Genomic DNA, 19,147 nt, shown 5'->3' on the forward strand with positions numbered 1-19,147 from the left:
TGGGCCTGCGGGGCAACCCGGCTGGCCCTTTGCCGGATACATTTGAAAACGCTCGGCCGGGCGACGCCCGGCCGTTCTGTTCCAGCTTTATTCAGCCGCCTCGGCCGGCGGCAAAGTATTGACAGGCTTGATCGCCGAGGTCAGTTCGACATTGAGGCAAAGCGAACGCATCTCCTTGACCAGCACATTGAAGCTTTCGGGAATGCCGGACTCGAAGGCGTCGTCTCCGCGAACGATCGACTCGTAAACCTTGGTGCGGCCGGCGACGTCATCGGATTTCACCGTCAGCATTTCCTGCAGCGTATAGGCAGCGCCATAAGCCTCCAGCGCCCAGACTTCCATTTCGCCGAAACGCTGCCCGCCAAATTGCGCCTTCCCGCCCAGCGGTTGTTGCGTAACCAGGCTGTAAGGACCAATCGATCGGGCGTGAATCTTATCGTCGACGAGGTGATGCAGCTTCAGCATATAGATGTAGCCGACGGTCACCTTGCGATCGAAAGATTCGCCCGTGCGGCCATCGAAGAGGGTTACCTGACCGGAGGGATCGAGCCCTGCCTGGTGAAGCATTTCCACGATGTCCTTCTCATGCGCGCCGTCGAAAACAGGGGTCGCAATCGGCACGCCGCGGCGCAGATTTTCCCCGAGCTCGACGACGGCCTCGTCATCGAGCGCCGCGATTTCGTCCTTGGCCTCATAGATCTCGACGAGCTTCTTGCGCAGAGGCTTTGTGTCTTTGTCCCGCAAATAGGCATTGACCGTCTCGGCCACCTGTCTGCCAAGACCGGCACAAGCCCAGCCAAGGTGGGTTTCCAGAATTTGCCCGACGTTCATCCGGCTTGGCACCCCGAGCGGATTCAAGACGATATCGACCGGAGTTCCGTCCGCGAGGAAGGGCATGTCTTCCTGCGGCACGATCTTGGAGACGACGCCCTTGTTGCCGTGGCGTCCCGCCATCTTGTCACCAGGTTGAATCTTACGCTTCACCGCGACGAAGACCTTCACCATCTTCATCACGCCGGGCAATAATTCATCGCCGCGTTGCAGCTTCTCCACCTTGTCGAGAAAGCGGCTCTCAAGGCTCTTCTTTGACTCGTCGTATTGCTTACGCATGGCTTCGAGTTCGGCCATCGTCCGATCGTTCTCGATCGCGAAGACCCACCATTGCGAGCGCGGATAATCCTCGATGATTTCCTTGGTCAGCTTGGTGTCCCGCTTGAATCCTTTCGGACCCGCGATCGCCTTCTTGCCATCCAGAACATCCATCAGACGCGCATAGACGTTGCGATCGAGAATCGCGAGCTCATCGTCACGGTCCTTCGCCAGACGTTCGATTTCTTCCCGTTCAATCGCCTGGGCGCGCTCGTCCTTGTCGACGCCATGCCGGTTGAAGACGCGCACTTCCACGATCGTGCCTTGGACACCCGGAGGAACCCGCAGCGACGTATCGCGGACGTCGGATGCCTTCTCGCCGAAAATCGCGCGCAAAAGCTTTTCTTCCGGCGTCATCGGACTTTCGCCCTTGGGGGTGATCTTGCCGACGAGGATATCGCCCGCCTGAACCTCGGCCCCGATATAGACGATCCCGGCTTCGTCGAGATTCTTCAATGCCTCTTCCGAGACATTGGGAATATCCCGGGTGATTTCTTCCGGGCCAAGCTTGGTATCTCGCGCCATGACCTCGAACGCATCGATATGGATCGAGGTGAAGACGTCGTCCTTGACGATCCGTTCATTGAGAAGGATCGAATCCTCGAAATTGTAGCCATTCCACGGCATGAAGGCGACGAGGACATTGCGGCCGAGCGCGAGATCGCCGAGATCGGTCGAAGGACCATCCGCGATGATATCGCCCTTGCGAACGAAATCGCCGACCCGAACCAATGGCTTTTGATTGATGCAGGTCGATTGGTTCGAGCGCTGAAACTTCATCAGCCGATAGATGTCGACACCGGGTTTGGCGGCGTCTGTTTCCTCGGTGGCCCGAACGACGATACGGGTCGCATCGATCTGGTCGACGACGCCGGTCCGCCGCGCGCCGATCGCGGCGCCTGAATCGCGGGCCACGATAGCTTCCATTCCGGTCCCGACCAGAGGCGCGTCAGCCCTGACGAGCGGCACGGCCTGGCGCTGCATGTTCGATCCCATGAGGGCGCGATTGGCGTCGTCGTTTTCCAGGAATGGAATCAGCGCGGCGGCAACCGACACAAGCTGCTTTGGCGACACATCCATGAAATCGACGCGTTCGCGCGGCACCATCAGGACATCGCCGGCATGGCGGCAAACGACGAGATCCTCCGTCAGACCCCGGTCCGCGTCAATCGGTGCATTGGCCTGGGCGACGTAATATTTGCCCTCCTCCATCGCCGAGAGATAGACCACCTCGTCGGTGACGCGGCGGTCCTTGATCCGACGGTACGGCGCCTCGATGAACCCATATTTATTGACCCTCGCAAAGGTCGCGAGGGAATTGATGAGGCCGATATTCGGCCCCTCGGGCGTCTCGATCGGGCAGATACGTCCGTAATGGGTCGGATGGACGTCGCGCACTTCGAAGCCCGCACGCTCGCGCGTCAGGCCGCCCGGACCAAGCGCCGAGAGCCGGCGCTTGTGGGTGATCTCGGACAAAGGATTGGTCTGATCCATGAACTGCGACAATTGCGACGAGCCAAAGAACTCGCGCACCGAGGCGGCCGCGGGTTTAGCATTGATCAGATCCTGCGGCATGACCGTGTCGATATCGACCGAGGACATGCGTTCCTTGATCGCCCGCTCCATACGCAGCAGGCCCAGCCGATACTGGTTTTCCATGAGCTCGCCGACCGAACGCACCCGGCGGTTGCCAAGGTGATCGATGTCGTCGATTTCGCCGCGGCCGTCCCGCAGATCGACCAGCGCCCGCATGACCGCAATAATGTCTTCCTTGCGCAATGTGCGGACCGTATCTTCGGCATCGAGATCCAAACGCATGTTCATTTTGACCCGGCCGACGGCGGACAGATCATAGCGCTCCGGATCGAAAAACAGCGAATGGAACATCGCTTCCGCTGTATCCAGCGTCGGCGGTTCGCCGGGCCGCATCACGCGGTAAATATCAAACAAGGCCTCCTCGCGGGAGCTGTTCTTATCGACGGCAAGCGTATTGCGAATGTAGGGGCCGATGTTGACATGGTCGATATCGAGGATCGGCAGTTCCGTGAAACCAGTCTCGATCAGCAGCGCCAAGGATTTAGCGGTAATCTCGTCGCCAGCCTCGGCAAAGATTTCACCCGTCGCGGGGTTGTAAAGGTCGGAAGCAATATATTGACCGTGCAGATCCTCGTCGTGCGCGCGCAGGAATTTCACGCCCCGCTCGGAAAGCAGGCGCGCTGTGCGGACAGTCAGTTTCTTGCCGGCTTCGAGGACGACTTCGCCGGTATCGGCATCGAGCAGATCGAGGGCCGCCTTCATGCCTTTCATGCGATCGGGATCGAACGGCAGACGCCAGCCGTCCTTGTCCCGTATAAAGGTGATGGTCTTATAGAAGGTCGAAAGAATTTCTTCGCCATCCATGCCCAAGGCATAGAGGATCGACGTCGCTGGAATCTTCCTGCGCCGATCGATGCGCGCATAGACAATGTCCTTGGCGTCGAATTCGATATCGAGCCAGGAGCCCCGATAGGGGATGATACGAGCGGCGAACAAAAGCTTGCCGGACGAATGGCTCTTGCCTTTGTCGTGATCGAAGAACACGCCGGGTGACCGGTGCATCTGCGAAACGATGACCCTCTCGGTCCCATTGACGACGAAGGTCCCGTTCATCGTCATCAAGGGAATGTCGCCCATGTAGACATCCTGCTCCTTGATGTCCTTGACCGAGCGAGCGGCGGTTTCCGGATCCACATCGAACACGATGAGCCGCAGGGTCACTTTGAGCGGCGCGGCGAAGGTCATGCCGCGCTGACGGCACTCGTCGACATCATATTTCGGCGGCTCGAATTCATATTTTACAAATTCGAGCAAAGCGGCATTAGAAAAATCGGAGATCGGGAAAACCGACTTGAAAACCGATTGCAATCCCTCGTCGGGACGACCGCCCTGCGGCTCGTCAACCAATAAAAACTGGTCATAGGATGCTTTTTGAACTTCGATAAGGTTCGGCATTTCCGCGACTTCGCGAATATGACCGAAAAATTTACGAATACGCTTACGGCCGGTGAACGTCTGCGCCATATTTTGAGCCATGTCGCTCCTCGCACCTCGTGTAATAGCGATTTTCTCGCGCGAAAATTCGCTCAACCCGCATCCAGCCGGGGCGCTGGAGGGGCAGGACGTTTGTCAGCCCCAAGCGTTCGCGGCGCATTCACCGCGAACTAATATGCCAGAGTCCGAACATATGTTTTTGCAAAGCAACATGCGTTTCAAGCGGGAGGCGGTCCCAAGCTTTCGGATGGGACCGCCTGCCCTACAAAAATAAGGATCGCCGAGGCGATCACGCCGCAATCACTTAAGCTCCACTTTGGCACCCGCTTTCTCGAGGGCTGCCTTGATCTTCTCAGCTTCTTCCTTCGTTGCGCCTTCCTTGACGGGCTTGGGAGCGGCTTCAACCAGATCCTTTGCCTCCTTAAGGCCGAGTCCGGTCGCGGCGCGCACTTCCTTAATGACTTCGATTTTCTTGTCGCCGATGGCCGCGAGGACGACAGTAAATTCGGTCTGCTCCTCGGCTGGCGCCGCGGCCGCGCCAGCTGCGGGACCGGCGGCGACGGCAACTGCCGCGGCGGCGGAAACGCCCCATTTTTCTTCGAGTAGCTTGGCGAGTTCGGCGGCTTCCAGCACAGTGAGGCTCGACAGATCCTCGACGATCTTTTCAAGATTGGCCATTTTCAGTTCCTTCGATGAGGTCAAAATCTACAATGAGTGTCCGTTCAAGATCACGCCGCTAGACGGCGTCTTTTTCGGCATAGGCCGCAACCACGCGGGCAAGCTTGGCAGCTGGCGCGGTGGTGAGCTGTGCGAGCTTCGTTGCGGGCGCCTGCAAGAGGCCAACGATTTTCGCGCGAAGCTCATCCAGGGATGGCAGCGTGGCGAGCGAGCGCACGGCATCCACGTTGAGGCTGGTCGAACCCATGGCGCCGCCGAGGATCACGAGCTTGTCGTTGTCCTTGGCGAAAGCCACAGCGACCTTAGGCGCCGCGACCGGATCGTTCGAATAGGCGATCAGGGTTGGCCCCCGCATCAGTTCCGAGATCGAGGCGACCTCGGTGCCTTGAAGGGCGATCTTGACGAGACGGTTCTTGGCGACCTGAACAGTGGCGCCAGCCGCGCGCATCTGCTTGCGCAGAGCTTGCATTTGAGCCACGCTCAGACCGGAATAATGCGCAACCACAACGACCGATGTCGACTTAAAGACATCCGTCAGGGAAGCGACGCATTGTTTCTTTTCCGCTCTGTCCACGGTGTTTCTCCTTGCACGGGCAAGAACTTGAAGAGGTTCAAGTTGCCCGCGGGCTGCATCTGTCGGCCGCAACCGCGAGGAACCCCTCGCATCGAGCCGACGCTGTGCCTGTCCCCGGGGCGGAAATCCGCACCGGACAGAGGGATAGACCAAAATCGAAGGAACCAGAAAGGCGAGGCCCCACTGGCGTCCAAAATCCGGTTATTACCCCGTCTATGCCGGCTTCTGCTCCCCAATCCGGCAAGGCCGGACTGGAGATTGGAGATTAAGCTCGAGTTCGATCCGGATGGATGATCCCTCGCGCCGGCAGTCTCGGACAGGACATGGCCGGAAAGGACAGACGTCACCGCCTATCCTCCGGCCGTATCCACCGCGCTACAAAAATCTTATCGCCGGAAGCGAGCTTGCCAGATTAAGTACCGCGGAATCTTTATGGATGCGGGGTTGCTATTTCCGATCAACCCCGAACCTGCTATTTAAACTGATTGAGCGCTTATGCCAAGAGCCTATTGAAAATTTCGCTTGACGCGCCCCACGGCCGAGCCCTCTGCCGGCCAAGCTTCGCAATTTCAAGCGCTTAGCTTAGCCGGAGGAATGCTCTTTACACGCGTCAGGGAGATAGGGTCGATGGGTCGACTTTCACACCCGGCCCCATGGTCGATGAAATCGCAACCCTTTGAATATAGGTGCCTTTAGCCCCCTGAGGCTTGGCTTTGGCAACCGCATCGACAAAAGCCACGATGTTTTCCACGAGTTTATCCGGCGCGAACGAGGCTTTACCGACGCTGCCCTGGATGATTCCCGCTTTTTCGACCCTGAATTCCACGGCCCCGCCCTTTGAAGCCTTCACCGCGCCGGCGACGTCCATGGTAACGGTCCCGACCTTGGGGTTGGGCATCAGGCCGCGGGGACCCAAAACCTTGCCGAGCCTGCCGACCAGCGGCATCATATCCGGGGTGGCGATGCATCGATCAAAAGCGATTGTGCCGCCCTGAACCGTCGTCACCAAATCTTCGGCGCCCACGATGTCAGCGCCCGCCGCTGTGGCTTCGTCGGCCTTGGCCCCGCGCGCAAACACGGCGACGCGCAAATTGCGACCGGTCCCATTCGGAAGATTCACCACGCCGCGCACCATTTGATCGGCATGCTTAGGATCGACGCCCAGATTCATCGCAATCTCGACGGTCTCGTCGAATTTTGCGCTTGCGCGCTCCTTGACGAGCTTCACGGCTTCACTAACCGGATAAAGCTTGATCCGGTCGATTCCTTCGCGCGCCTTCACAACACGTTTGCCAATATGTGCCATCGCCCTACCCTACGATCTCGAGGCCCATGGAACGGGCAGAACCTTCAATCATCTTCATTGCGGCTTCGATCGAAGCACAATTGAGATCGGGCATTTTTTTCTCGGCGATTTCCTGAATCTGCGCCTTGGTCACCTTGCCCGCAAAACCACGGCCCGCGGTCTTTGAGCCGGATTGAATGCCGGAGGCTTTTTTCAGGAAGTAGGAAACCGGCGGCAGCTTCATCTCGAAGGTGAAGGACCGGTCTTGGAAAGCGGTGATGACGACGGGGATCGGCGTCCCCTTTTCCATCTGCGCCGTCTTGGCGTTAAAAGCCTTGCAAAACTCCATGATGTTCAGGCCGCGCTGACCGAGCGCGGGACCGATCGGCGGCGACGGATTGGCCGCCCCGGCCGGCACCTGAAGCTTCACGTAACCTGTGATCTTCTTTGCCATTATCTATGCTCCATACAATGCCGGCCTTTTAGGACCGGCGGTTGCGGTCGTGGTGCGAAGGGTTGGTCCGGATGGCTGCCGGGCCCCTCTCCCACGTCTTTAAGCAAGTTGCGAAAACCTGCCTTCTAATGGATCAGACCTTTTCGACCTGTCCATATTCCAATTCCACCGGCGTCGCACGTCCGAAAATAGAGACCGCCACCTTGATCCTGGAGCGTCCCTCATCGACGTCCTCGACGATTCCGTTGAACGAGGCGAACGGCCCGTCGGCGACCCGCACGGTTTCACCAATTTCAAACGAGATCGACGCCTTGGGCCGCTCAACGCCTTCGGCGACCTGCCCCTTGATGCGTTCCGCTTCCGCATCGGAAATCGGCATCGGCTTCTTGTCGGCGCCCAAAAAGCCGGTGACCTTCGGCGTATTCTTGATCAGATGATAGATATCGTCGGAAAGATCGCATTTGACCAAGACATAACCCGGAAAAAACTTTCGCTCGGAGTTGATCTTACGGCCCCGCCTTATCTCGACGATATGCTCGGTCGGAACCAGAATTTCCTCGAATTTACCCGAGAGGCCGCGCTGCGCCGCCTGCTCCTTGATCGATTCGGCGACCTTTTTCTCAAAGTTCGAATAGGCGTGAACGATATACCAGCGCATGCTCATTGGGACAATTTTAAACCTCGTTCACCAAGGCCCTGCGAGGGTAGCGGCACCGGTAGGACGAAGAACCGGCTGAGGGTCTTGGGCAGAAAAACATCAATCTTCAACGATTCGGCCCGGGTAAGGCCAAATGTGACTAATGAAAACTCAGAATCAGGCCAACGATAAGGCGCAGGCCTTGATCGACGGCCACGAAAAACAGACTGGCGAGCAGGACCATAATAATCACAAGCACGGTCGTGATCAGCGTCTCGCGGCGCGTCGGCCACGTCACCTTGGCCGCTTCTGCACGGACCTCTTGAATGAAGGTTAGAGGGTTCGTCATGACCTATATGCCATTTCTCGGTCGCTCAAATTCCCCGACCCGCCTGTCCAAACCAGGGTGACCGCAGTAAATTGGAATGAGCGCCCAGCCAAAAAAAATCAGGGCGCGGAACCCGAAGGCCACGCGCCACTATTTCATAATATAAACAATCGCACGAGGAACGCAAATCCATTTTCCCGCGGTCGGCGCAAGACTCAAAGCGCTTGCCGCTCGGATTTTGCCGCCCTCCCTATCAAAACCGGTGGGTCTCTCGTCGCCGGGCTAAAATGGGAAAAGCTGCCCCAGGCAAATAATTAGCCGAAGCTTGACGGCTTGAGCATCAGACCGGTCACCCCCCGGACCTGAGCTTCTACGAGCGTAATCTTGCGTAATATCCGCGACTTGTTGAGGCGCCCAGCTGCGAATGATGTGGAATCGTATGGGAAAAACTTGGAATGATCCATTCATCGACGATCTCATAGTTTAAAGACCGCAGCGAAGTCTCGAATTCTTCCCGATTTCTTATTTGGTAGGGAACTTCCGCGCAGCCGAAGTTTTCGAGCGTGACCACCGTTTCCCCCTCCCGTGTCGCCACCTTGTTGATCACAAGATGCCGCGGCAAGACGGGCAGCCGCCCTAGCAGCTCCGTGAAGGGGATGTCCAAATATTGTAACAGGCCGGAGGCAAGCAGGACATCGGCGTTCGGAGCCTCCGCAAGATCGTCAATAAATGACAGCCGGGGCAAATTCTCGCTGGCCGCAAGGCTGCGTCCGGCGCGGACCACGGCGGGAACATCGTAAACCACCCAGATGATGTTGTTATCTAAGTCTAAATGGTTCTTGAAAGCGCGAAACTTTGTCCCGACGTGACCGCCCGCATCGAGCACGCAAATGGGGCCCAGACGCTTAAGCCAATACAAGACGGGGTAATCGAGCAGCGCAACCTTGGACATAGTTTCAAGGCTGACATTTACGACGGCATCATTATCGTAGCCGACAAGCATTCCGGGGCGAACCGCGGCAATCGCTTCTTCGCGGGTTGCATAGGCACCTCTGAATTTGTGAGGCGACAGCATCCGCTTGAGTTCTTTTAATACGGAATAGATCAAATGTTTCATGTCGCTTCAGCTCAACTTTGCCTCTCCAACCGCGTCGAATGCGAGGGAACGCGGTCGAGGCTCCCGGATTCCTTGCGGTGTCCAATTGCCCGGCGACGATCCGCGCTATCAGATACAGTAAGGGCCTCTTCTTGAGCAACCCCCGCCGGGCCTCCCTCTCGGCGCCCGCTGGAAGGAGGGGCACGGGATTTGATGATCGCCTATAGGCTTCCCTTGAGTTTTGATCCCGGCTATCAAAGCGCCCAGGGAATTTCCTTATCTACCGAGACCGCGATGAATGCCGTCCACGTCCTGAACGGGCCGAACCTCAATCTCCTCGGCACCCGGGAACCAGAAACTTACGGCCGCGCGACTCTGGCCGACATCGAGGCGCGTCTTTCCGCGACCTGCAAACCCCATGGCGTTGTTTTGCATTTTCGTCAGTCCAACCACGAAGGCGATCTCGTGACCTGGTTGCAGGAAGCTGGTCGGGCGGCCGAACCGGTGATCTTGAATGCCGGCGCTTATTCGCATACTTCGATCGCGATCCACGACGCGATCAAGGCCGCGAAGACGGACGTCATCGAGGTCCACCTGTCGAATGTTCATGCGAGGGAAAGCTTTCGGCACAAATCCCTGATTTCTCCGGTTGCGCGGGGGGTCATCTTGGGATTCGGGGCCCTGTCCTATGATCTAGCGCTCGAAGTCTTTCTCAGCCGCGCCGACGTTTTGAAAAATACTTAGTTTGGCCCGCATGAACAAAATTTCTCAAATCAATGGGCGACGGCTCTTTCATGTTGTATGAAACGCCGAGGGCCCACGGACGAACGAAAGTTGACAAAGATGAAATATCCGGAGCCTGAACCGGACGAATGTCCGGCCGCGGGTGCAATCGATAGGGAACTGGTCGAGGAGTTGGCGCAGCTCGTCACCCGCCTCGGGCTGTCCGAAATTGAAATTGCCAAAGGCGATTTCAAGGTTCGTATCGCTCGGCAACTTTCTCCCGCCGTCATCCAGTCTGTCGCAACGGCCGCTCCCGCGGCTTCCATCTCCTCTGGCGGCGGCGGCAGTGCGTCCGTAGAACTCCCCGACGCCCCTGGCACGGTCAAATCGCCGATGGTTGGGACCGCTTATTTGCGTTCATCCCCAGAGGCTGCCCCCTTCGTCGAAGTCGGTTCGCAGGTCAAAGCGGGTGACAAGGTTCTGCTTGTTGAGGCGATGAAGACCTTCAATGAGATTTTGGCACCCCGCACCGGTTTGGTGACGGGCATTCTGGTCGAGGACGGTCAGCCGGTCGAATATGGTCAGCCCCTTCTCGTAATTGAATAAAGCCCCGCCGCCGGTGGATTGAGATGTTCGACAAAATCCTTATTGCCAATCGCGGCGAAATCGCGTTGCGGATATTGCGCGCCGCCAAGGAGCTTGGCATCGCAACCGTCGCGGTTCACTCGACCGCCGATGCCGATGCCATGCACGTCAAACTCGCCGACGAATCGGTTTGCATCGGACCACCGCCCGCCCGCGATTCCTATCTGAATGTCCCGGCGCTTTTGGCGGCCTGCGAAATCACCGGCGCCGAAGCCTTGCATCCCGGATATGGATTTCTCTCCGAGAACGCGCGCTTTGCGGAGATCCTCGCGGATCACCGGATCGTCTTTATCGGCCCGAAGCCCGAGCACATCCGGCTGATGGGCGACAAAATCTCCGCCAAAGTCACCGCGAAGAAACTCGGGATCCCCTGCGTGCCGGGATCGCCGGGCGCGATTGTCGATGACCGGGCGGCGGAGGCCATCGCACGATCGCTTGGTTTCCCGGTCCTCGTAAAAGCAGCAGCCGGCGGCGGCGGGCGTGGCATGAAGGTTGCCCGAACCGCAAGCGAGCTTCCCGCCGCGCTTGAGAACGCGCGGATCGAGGCCAAGGCCGCGTTTGGCGACGACGCGGTTTACCTCGAAAAATTTCTCGAAAAGCCGCGCCACATCGAGGTTCAGATTCTCGGGGACGGCCAGGGCAACGCTATCCATCTCGGTGAGCGCGATTGCTCGCTGCAACGCCGCCACCAGAAAGTCTGGGAGGAAAGTCCCTCCCCGGCCCTTAACGCTTCGCAGCGCCTGGAAATCGGCAAAATCTGTTCGGACGCGATGCGCGAACTCGGTTACCTCGGGGTCGGCACCATTGAGTTCCTCTATGAAGACGGAAAGTTTTACTTCATCGAGATGAACACAAGGATTCAGGTCGAGCACCCGGTGACCGAAATGGTGACCGGTGTCGATCTCGTCAACGAGCAGATCAGAATAGCAGCGGGGTCTCCCTTGACCCTTACGCAAGACGAAGTCGTGTTTTACGGGCATGCGATCGAATGCCGGGTCAATGCGGAAGATCCCGCAACCTTCCGGCCCTCTCCCGGAAAGATCGCTTATTACCACCCCCCAGGGGGACTTGGCGTTCGCGTCGACAGCGCCGTCTATGCAGGCTATGCGATCCCGCCCAATTATGATTCCCTTGTCGGCAAGCTGATCGTGCATGGACGCAATCGCAATGAAGCCTTGATGCGGCTTCGCCGCGCGCTCGATGAATTCATCATCGACGGAATCGACACGACGATCCCGCTGTTTCAGACATTGGTCCGCAACGCTGACATGCAAAATGGCCTTTACGACATCCATTGGCTCGAGAGATTTCTCGAATCCGGCGGAATGGATGGAGCGGACATCTAAAGTCCTTTTGTGGGGCTCCGCGCTTCGGCACTGTCGGTCACCTTTGGCGCGACGGGCAGCGCCAAGACCGCCAACAAACCACCGAGGTTTGAACGTTCGAGGCGTAATTCGCCGTGATAGGCTCGGGCAAGATCACGGACGATCCCAAGTCCAAGCCCTGAACCGCCGCGGCTGCGATCGAGTGTCAGCGCACCGTTAAGGACTTCCTGGGCCAGGGACTCCGACATGCCGGGACCGTCATCCTCGATGCTGATTTGGCAGCGGGCCTCGTCACGAATGGCCGCGACCCGAACGCTCCGGTGCGCATGCCGGCACGCATTGTCGAGGAGATTGCCTAGCATCTCATCGAGATCCTGGACTTCCACGGCGACTTCGATCGGGGCTGATGGGGACACCACAAAGGAGAGATTGCGTTCGCGGTAAAGGCTCTCCATGGCCCGCACAACTTCCGACACGCGATGCGCGACATCGCATCTGATCCCGGGAACGCCGGCGGCGGCGGCGGCGCGGGTTCGCGACAAGGCATGGTCGACCTGCCGGCGGATCGCCATCGCCTGCATTCGTACCGTCTGCGAGGCCTCGCCCGCGCCGAGTTCGTCGGCTGCATTCGCCAATATCGCCAATGGCGTTTTCAACCCGTGTGCGAGATTGCCGGCCTGCAAGCGTCCGCGCTCGACGATCTCCCGGCTATGCGCCAAAAGTGCATTCAGGTCCTCGACCAGGGGCGTGACTTCGGAAGGAAAGACGCCGTTGATTTTCCCCCTCTCGCCATTTCTTACGGCCATGACCTGGCCACGCAACCGCATGAGCGGACGGAACACCATCCAGAGTTGGCCGGCGACGAGGACAGAAAGGCCAATGGCCACGGCGGTAAATGTTGCCAGCAATATATTGGAGAAGGAAGCGATCGATTCCTCGAGATCGCCGATATCCGCGGCGACCGCCGCCCGCACGATGTGAGGATAGCCCGGTAGACTCACTCGGCGTTCGATAGCGACGAGTTTTTGGCCGTTAGGCCCGGCGAGCTGGTGGCGATGAACTTCACCGGTGGCCGGCGCATCGACCGGAAGCGGCAGGACGGCATCCCAAAGTGACCGCGAGCGTATACGGTTGCCGGTTTCATCCTCGACCTGCCAATAAAAGCTGCTGTAGGGCTTCTCGAAACGAGGATCGCTGAGAGTGCCCTCCAAAACCAGGGCCCCGGACGTGTCGAGGCCGACCTGCGCGAGCAACTGGTCGAGATGCACGGAGAGCTCCGCATCAAACCGCCGTTCGACTTCATCGCGAAACAGGTGGACCAAGAGGGTGGTGGTGACACCAAAGGTCAACGCGCAGACCAACAAGGAGCTCAACAACACCCGTCCACGCAACGAGCGGGGCACGCGGATCATAGGCCCCCCAGGCGATAACCGAGCCCGCGGACGGTCTCGATGGCGCCGGCACCGAGCTTGCGCCGCAGCCGCGCGATGAACACTTCAATCGTATTGGAGTCGCGGTCGAAATCCTGCGCATAGAGAGCTTCGGTCAGTTCCGTCTGGCTGACGATCTGTCCGGCGTGGTGCATCAAACAGGCGAGCGTTTTGAACTCCTGTGCTGTCAGCCGGATCGCCTGCCCGTCGCGCCGCGCCTCGGCCGCGACCAGATCGAGTTCAAGCCCACCATGGCGCAAGACCGGACTCGCCTGACCATGTGCCCGGCGGATCAAAGCGCGCAAACGCGCCGCGACTTCCGCGATTTCGAAAGGCTTTCCCAGATAGTCGTCGGCGCCGGCATTCAGCCCGACAACCTTGGCGTGCCAATCTGCGCGCGCCGTCAGAATGAGGACGGGAGTCTTCCGATCGGCGGCGCGCCACTCCTTCAGGATCTCGAGTCCATCCTTATCGGGAAGACCGAGATCAAGGACAATCGCGTCGTAGCATTGCTCTTTGCCGAGGAAGGCGCCGTCCTCCCCGGTCCGCGCGGTGTCCACAGTGAAGTGCTCGCGGACAAGGCCCTGTTTCAGCTGGGCCGACAAGGTGCGGTCGTCCTCGATGATGAGCACCCGCATCGGTTGCTTTAGTCCTGCTCTTGGCCGACCGGATGGTCGGACAGTTTTCCGTCCGGCAAAATTTCCCCTGTGCCGGCATCGAGGTGTCTTAGCCTTATTGTTCCATCGGTTGCAATGACCCGAAGCTCATAGATGTACCGGCTAGCCTCTCGCTTGAGATCGGCATGAAGCAGCCGGTCGTCGCCCAATGCGGCGAAAGCAATGATTTTGCTGAGCGGCAAGATCTGATGCGCCTCAAGCGCTGACAAGGCACGATCCTGGTCCGCCGAAGCGAGCGCGCCATTGGTGGCCATCAAGGCCGCGACAATGACAACTGCCTTCCGCAAAAGGATAAAGGGGGCCTTGCTCACTCTTGCCGATCCGCCTTGATCGCCGGCATTTTTTCCGAGCGTCATGATCAATATCCTTAGCCCGACTTTTTCAAGCGCACCCGAGCGGTTTCCAATTCCCGTAAGCCGTTTTCGCGAATCACTTCGGCGAGCCGCGGGACATCACGCCCCGAGAACTTGGCATAGAGCGCCGGCAAGACCATCAGCGTGAGCAAAGTCGCGGTGATCAATCCGCCGATCACGACGGTTGCCAAAGGCTTTTGCACTTCCGCTCCGGTGCCGGTTGCGACGGCCATAGGCACAAAGCCAAGCGAGGCCACGAGGGCCGTCATCGCGACGGGACGCAATCGCGTCAGAGCGCCTTCGTAAATCGCCTCTCCCTTTGAAAAGCCCCGGGCCATCAGCTGCTTGATATAGGTCAGCATGACGAGGCCATTCAGCACGGCGACACCCGACAGCGCGATGAAACCGACGGCCGCCGACACGGAAAATGGCATGTCGCGAAGCCAGAGCGCGACCACCCCGCCGGTGAGCGCAAGCGGGACCACGCTAAAGACGAGGACCGCGTCGCGTGCGGATCCCAGCGCATTGAATAAAAGAATGAGGATGAGGCCAAAGCAGATCGGCACGACGATCATGAGCCGCTGCCGGGCCGCCGCCATATTTTCGAACTGGCCGCCCCAGCGCAAGAAATAGCCGGGAGTGATTTCCACCTTCCGCGCGATCTCGGCCTGCGCCTCATCCACGAGCGACCCTAAATCCCGACCGCGCGCATTGGCGGTTACGACGACCCGCCGCTTGCCATTCTCGCGGCTGATCTGGTTTGGCCCCTCCGCGAATTCGAAACTTGCAACTTGACGCAGCGGGATCGAAAGCGCCGCACCCCCACGGCCGCCGCCAGGCAATGGAACAGGCAAATCCTTCAACGCCTCAACGTCCGAGCGCAGGTCATCGGGCAAACGAACGACAATCTGGAAACGCCGGTCGCCTTCGAATACAAGGCCCGCAACCCGGCCCCCGATCGCCGCGCCGATAACATCCTGCACGGCGGAAAGGCTCAGACCGCGGCGGGCGATTTCCGCCTTGTTGATCTTGATCTCAAGGAACGGGAGCCCGACCGCTTCCTCGACCTTGACATCGGTTGCGCCTTTCAGACCCCGCAAAACATCGGCGACCTGATTTGCAATCCGCAACATGGGTTCGAATTCCTCGCCAAAGACCTTGATGGCGAGGTCTTCGCGGACACCGGCGATCAGCTCATTGAAGCGCATTTGGATCGGTTGCGAAAAGCCGATCACATGGCCGACAAGCTTGGAGGCCTCAACTTCGATCTGCTTGATCAATTCCGCCTTTGTGAGATGTGGATCCGGCCACTCGTCCTGCGGCTTAAGGATGACGTAGGTATCGGTTGCGTTGGGTGGCATGGGGTCGGCCGCCATTTCGGGGGTGCCGGTCCGCGCGAAAACGAATGCCACTTGGGGAAATTTGGTCAGCATATTCTCGATGTCGAACTGCATCTCCTGCGATTGAGACAGCGACGTGCTCGGGATACGCCGCGCTTCGATCACGATATTTTTTTCATCCAAAGTCGGCGTGAACTCCTGGCCCAAGCGGGTGAACAGAATGAGGCCGCCGGCAAACAGCATCAGGGCACCCAAAATCACGGGAACCGGAAACTCGATGGCTTTCCTCAGCACTGGCCGGTAGGCGCGCTTGAGTGCTTGCATCAAGAAATTCTCGCTTTCGTTGATCCGGCCGGTGATCAGAATGGCGATCAGCGCCGGCACGAAGGTCAACGAGAGAACGAATGCGGCCACCAGGGCGATGATGACCGTCAGCGCCATCGGCTCGAAGGTCTTGCCTTCTACGCCTGAAAAGGTCAGGAGGGGCACATAAACAAGAATAATGATCGCCTGACCATAGACGCTTGGCCGGATCATTTCCTTGGCCGCCTCCTGGACGGTGGCGAGCCGCTCCTCAAGCTTCAATACGGCACCGAGTTCATGTTGCCGCTGAGCGAGACGACGGAGACTGTTCTCTGCGATGATGACCGCCCCGTCGACGATAAGCCCAAAGTCGAGCGCTCCTAAGCTCATCAAATTGGCACTGATCCGGCTCTCCAACATCCCGGTCGCGGTGAGCAGCATGCTGATCGGAATGACAAGCGCCGTGATCAGCGCGGCGCGGAAATTTCCGAGCAGCAGGAAGAGAACCAGGACGACGAGAAAGGCCCCTTCGGCGAGGTTCTTGGCAACTGTGGCTATCGTGGCGTTGACCAGCTGCGTTCGGTTCAGGACCGTTTTGACGCGAATACTCGGCGGTAGAGACCCGCTAATCTCCATAATTTTGGCTTCGGCAGCTGCCGCCACGGTGCGACTATTGCCGCCAAGCAGCATGAGCGCAGTTCCGAGCACGATCTCCTTTCCGTTCATGCTCGCGCTGCCGGTCCTGAGCTCCCGGCCGATCGCGACATCCGCGACGTCCTTGATCCGCAGCGGCACGCCACCCCGCGTCGCGACGATGATCTCGCCGATTTCGTCGATATTTTCGATCCGCCCGCCCGACCGCACGACGATACCCTCACCATTGCGCTCGATATAATTGGCGCCGCGGCTCACATTGTTTGCCTCGATCGCGGCGACCACATCCTCGAAGGAAAGGCCATAGCCGATCAGCTTGGCCGGGTCCGGCTGCACCTGATATTGCTTCACATATCCGCCAACGGCGTCGGCGCCAGCCAGGCCCTGCACGCCTTTCATTTGCGGACGAATGATCCAATCCTGAACGGTGCGGAGGTAGACGACGCGCTGGAACTCATCGCTGAGACGCTGACCCTCGGGCGTCAAATAGGAGCCATCGCTCTGCCACCCTGGCTTTCCGTCGTGCACGGGAACGTCGACGCCAGGCGGAACATATTCGACAGCCCACCAATATACTTCACCGAGGCCCGTCGAGATCGGGCCGAGCTTCACCTCCACACCGGGAGGCAGCGATTGCTTGACTTCGCTCAGACGCTCATTGATTTGCTGGCGGGCGAAATAAATGTCGGTCTTGTCGCTGAAGACGGCCGTGACTTGAGAAAACCCATTTCGCGAAAACGAGCGCGTATATTCAAGACCGGGAGTTCCCGCGAGGGCCGTTTCGATCGGGAAAGTCACCTGCTTTTCGATTTCAACCGGAGACAGCGCCGGAGCGATGCCATTGATCTGAACCTGATTGTTGGTGATATCGGGGACCGCATCGATCGGCAGATGGGATAATGACCAGCCGCCGACGCAGGCCGCCGCGATGGTCAAGAACAGGACAGCCCAGCGGCGCTGCACGGAAAAGGCAAGGACGCGTTCGATCATCTTTTCTACTCAGTCTTCGGCCTGGGACTTGCCCATTTCGGCCTTGAGCTTGAAAGTGTTCCTAACCGCGATGACCTCGCCATTTTGCAGGCCAGAAAGAACTTCGACGGCGTGGGAATTTTTTCGGCCAAGCATGATTTTGCGGCGTTCAAAGCCTTCCGGCGTCCGAACGAACACAACCGGCACACCGCCAATCATCTGAACGGCACTCAGGGGCGCCAATAACAGGGCTGGCTGTTCGTCCGTCGTTACCTCGGCCGTCACGAAGATTCCGGGGCGCCACACGCCATCGGGGTTGGGGATCTTCGCGACGACGCGAGCGGTTCGCGTGTCCTTGTCGAGCAAGGGGCTGATGAAGATGATCTTGCCTCGCGCTTTCTCAGCCACGCCGTTGGCCGAAATCGAAACCCGTTGGCCTTCCTTGATCAACGGCAGATCGCCAGGCGTCACGGCAATATCGATCCAGACCTCACTCAGGTCGACGATCACGAACAATTCCGTTTCCAGATTGTCGCGTCCCAGCATCGAGCCGACATCGACCTTGCGTTCAACGACCCGGCCGGCGATGGGCGAGCGAATTTCTTCATGCGTCAGGGTCGCGGTGGGCTGATCCGGCAGAGCCGCGATCTCCTTTTCGGTAAGGCCCAGAATGAAAAGCTTTTCGCGCGCGAGTTCGAGCTTGATTCGGGTGACTTCCGCGGCCGCTTGTGAGCGCAGGAAGACCTGTTCGGTCGAAATGCGCTTTTCCCAGAGCTTCCTGTCGCGTTCGAATAGAGTTTGCTGCAGATCATTATTGAGTCGAGCGGCCAGATATTCGCTCTTGGCATCCCCGACCTCGCGGCTCTCCAGGACAGCGACCACCTCATCCTTGGCGACGAAATCGCCGAGGTTCTTGCGCAGTTCAGCCACCATCCCGACGAGTTTGACGCCGACACGCCCAATTCGATCGGCGCTTGGTGCGATCACGCCCGGTGCGGTGAGATGATGGGCCAGCTCGCCGCCCGTAACGGGCGCGGTCTCGATGGCTGCGCCTTCGATCTGTTCGGTCGTGAGCTTGAGCTGACCCTCCGGATCGGCCTTCATAGACGCCGCCGGATCAGGCCCAGCCTGGCCCTCGACGTTCGCCGGCACCTCTGATCCCCTGGGCGCTTGTTGGGTCTGCCGGTCGGCCGGTCCCGACCATCCCAGGCTCGCCGCGGCTTTTTGGAGAGCCTGGGTCACGCCCGGCGCAAGGCCGCCGATCAAGACACCCACCGCTATCGCGCTAAAAATGAAGAAAAGCCCCGGGAATCGCCTCAATACGTCACCGATCTATTGGCCGCCAGACTGCCGCGGTGCCCCGGCGCGCCGACCCAAGCCGGCACAACAAGAGACCTACAAGTTGTGCACTTAACCTGACCTGAACGCTCCGCATTGGCTGAGGCAAGCTGCCGGAAATGGGGGACGAGGCATTCATCGAAGGGAGAAGACGAATAC

Annotated in this window: 17 protein-coding genes; 4 read left to right on the plus strand and 13 right to left on the minus strand. The window is 58.9% G+C overall.

The window, feature by feature from the left end:
• Positions 1–87 precede the first annotated feature (87 nt).
• Positions 88–4,221, minus strand: coding sequence for a DNA-directed RNA polymerase subunit beta (gene rpoB, locus CU048_02230; GenBank protein QBR70290.1), 4,134 nt, complete (start codon positions 4,219–4,221; stop codon positions 88–90).
• On the opposite strand from rpoB, the gene CU048_02235 reads away from it, so the two are divergent.
• Entirely contained in the window at positions 4,220–4,453 is a 234-nt protein-coding gene (locus CU048_02235; protein ID QBR70291.1) for a hypothetical protein, read from the plus strand. The two genes, rpoB and CU048_02235, sit on opposite strands and share 2 nt — an antisense overlap.
• Before the next feature lie 26 nt (positions 4,454–4,479).
• Here CU048_02235 and CU048_02240 read toward each other — a convergent pair whose 3' ends face one another.
• From CU048_02240 to CU048_02270, 7 genes are all read right to left on the minus strand, one after another.
• A complete protein-coding gene (locus CU048_02240) occupies positions 4,480–4,857 on the minus strand; it encodes a 50S ribosomal protein L7/L12 (GenBank protein ID QBR70292.1) in 378 nt (125 codons plus the stop codon).
• 58 nt (positions 4,858–4,915) lie between these two features.
• Entirely contained in the window at positions 4,916–5,431 is a 516-nt protein-coding gene (locus tag CU048_02245; protein ID QBR70293.1) for a 50S ribosomal protein L10, read from the minus strand.
• A 610-nt stretch (positions 5,432–6,041) separates the two neighbouring features.
• Positions 6,042–6,737: a 50S ribosomal protein L1 gene (locus CU048_02250; GenBank protein ID QBR70294.1), complete on the minus strand. Its 696-nt coding sequence runs from the start codon at positions 6,735–6,737 to the stop codon at positions 6,042–6,044.
• A 4-nt stretch (positions 6,738–6,741) separates the two neighbouring features.
• Positions 6,742–7,170, minus strand: a complete 429-nt coding sequence (gene rplK, locus CU048_02255; protein ID QBR70295.1) for a 50S ribosomal protein L11 — start codon at positions 7,168–7,170, stop codon at positions 6,742–6,744.
• A gap of 133 nt (positions 7,171–7,303) precedes the next feature.
• On the minus strand, positions 7,304–7,834 hold the full coding sequence (locus CU048_02260) for a transcription termination/antitermination protein NusG (GenBank protein ID QBR70296.1): 531 nt from the start codon (positions 7,832–7,834) through the stop codon (positions 7,304–7,306).
• 133 nt (positions 7,835–7,967) lie between these two features.
• Complete coding sequence (locus CU048_02265) at positions 7,968–8,156, minus strand: preprotein translocase subunit SecE (GenBank protein QBR70297.1); 189 nt, start codon at positions 8,154–8,156, stop codon at positions 7,968–7,970.
• Positions 8,157–8,505: 349 nt separating this feature from the next.
• A complete protein-coding gene (locus CU048_02270) occupies positions 8,506–9,210 on the minus strand; it encodes a methyltransferase, TIGR04325 family (protein ID QBR72591.1) in 705 nt (234 codons plus the stop codon).
• A 315-nt stretch (positions 9,211–9,525) separates the two neighbouring features.
• Here CU048_02270 and aroQ point away from each other — a divergent pair, with 315 nt between their 5' ends.
• The 3 genes from aroQ to accC all read left to right on the plus strand — a co-directional run bounded on the left by aroQ (position 9,526) and on the right by accC (position 11,945).
• Complete coding sequence (gene aroQ / locus CU048_02275; protein QBR72592.1) at positions 9,526–9,975, plus strand: type II 3-dehydroquinate dehydratase; 450 nt, start codon at positions 9,526–9,528, stop codon at positions 9,973–9,975.
• A 99-nt stretch (positions 9,976–10,074) separates the two neighbouring features.
• Positions 10,075–10,560 carry an acetyl-CoA carboxylase biotin carboxyl carrier protein gene (accB, locus tag CU048_02280; GenBank protein ID QBR72593.1) on the plus strand — a complete coding sequence of 162 codons (486 nt, stop codon included), beginning with the start codon at positions 10,075–10,077 and terminating at the stop codon, positions 10,558–10,560.
• A gap of 23 nt (positions 10,561–10,583) precedes the next feature.
• Entirely contained in the window at positions 10,584–11,945 is a 1,362-nt protein-coding gene (gene accC / locus CU048_02285; protein QBR70298.1) for an acetyl-CoA carboxylase biotin carboxylase subunit, read from the plus strand.
• Here accC and CU048_02290 read toward each other — a convergent pair.
• Genes CU048_02290 through CU048_02310 form a run of 5 tightly spaced genes read right to left on the minus strand, consistent with a single transcriptional unit; the run spans position 11,942 to position 18,970 of the window.
• Positions 11,942–13,336, minus strand: a complete 1,395-nt coding sequence (locus CU048_02290; GenBank protein ID QBR70299.1) for an ATP-binding protein — start codon at positions 13,334–13,336, stop codon at positions 11,942–11,944. The genes accC and CU048_02290 overlap by 4 nt on opposite strands.
• On the minus strand, positions 13,333–13,992 hold the full coding sequence (locus tag CU048_02295; protein QBR70300.1) for a DNA-binding response regulator: 660 nt from the start codon (positions 13,990–13,992) through the stop codon (positions 13,333–13,335). The genes CU048_02290 and CU048_02295 overlap by 4 nt, the downstream gene beginning before the upstream one ends.
• An 8-nt stretch (positions 13,993–14,000) precedes the next feature.
• Positions 14,001–14,387, minus strand: coding sequence for a hypothetical protein (locus CU048_02300; protein ID QBR70301.1), 387 nt, complete (start codon positions 14,385–14,387; stop codon positions 14,001–14,003).
• Between the two features lie 11 nt (positions 14,388–14,398).
• The gene (locus CU048_02305) at positions 14,399–17,671 is read right to left on the minus strand and encodes a CusA/CzcA family heavy metal efflux RND transporter (GenBank protein QBR70302.1); all 3,273 of its coding nucleotides are present in this window, start codon (positions 17,669–17,671) and stop codon (positions 14,399–14,401) included.
• A gap of 9 nt (positions 17,672–17,680) precedes the next feature.
• Positions 17,681–18,970 carry an efflux transporter periplasmic adaptor subunit gene (locus CU048_02310; GenBank protein QBR70303.1) on the minus strand — a complete coding sequence of 430 codons (1,290 nt, stop codon included), beginning with the start codon at positions 18,968–18,970 and terminating at the stop codon, positions 17,681–17,683.
• Between the last annotated feature and the right edge of the window lie 177 nt (positions 18,971–19,147).

It is taken from the genome of Beijerinckiaceae bacterium, assembly GCA_004564215.1.
GTDB lineage: Bacteria > Pseudomonadota > Alphaproteobacteria > Rhizobiales > Beijerinckiaceae > Methylocapsa.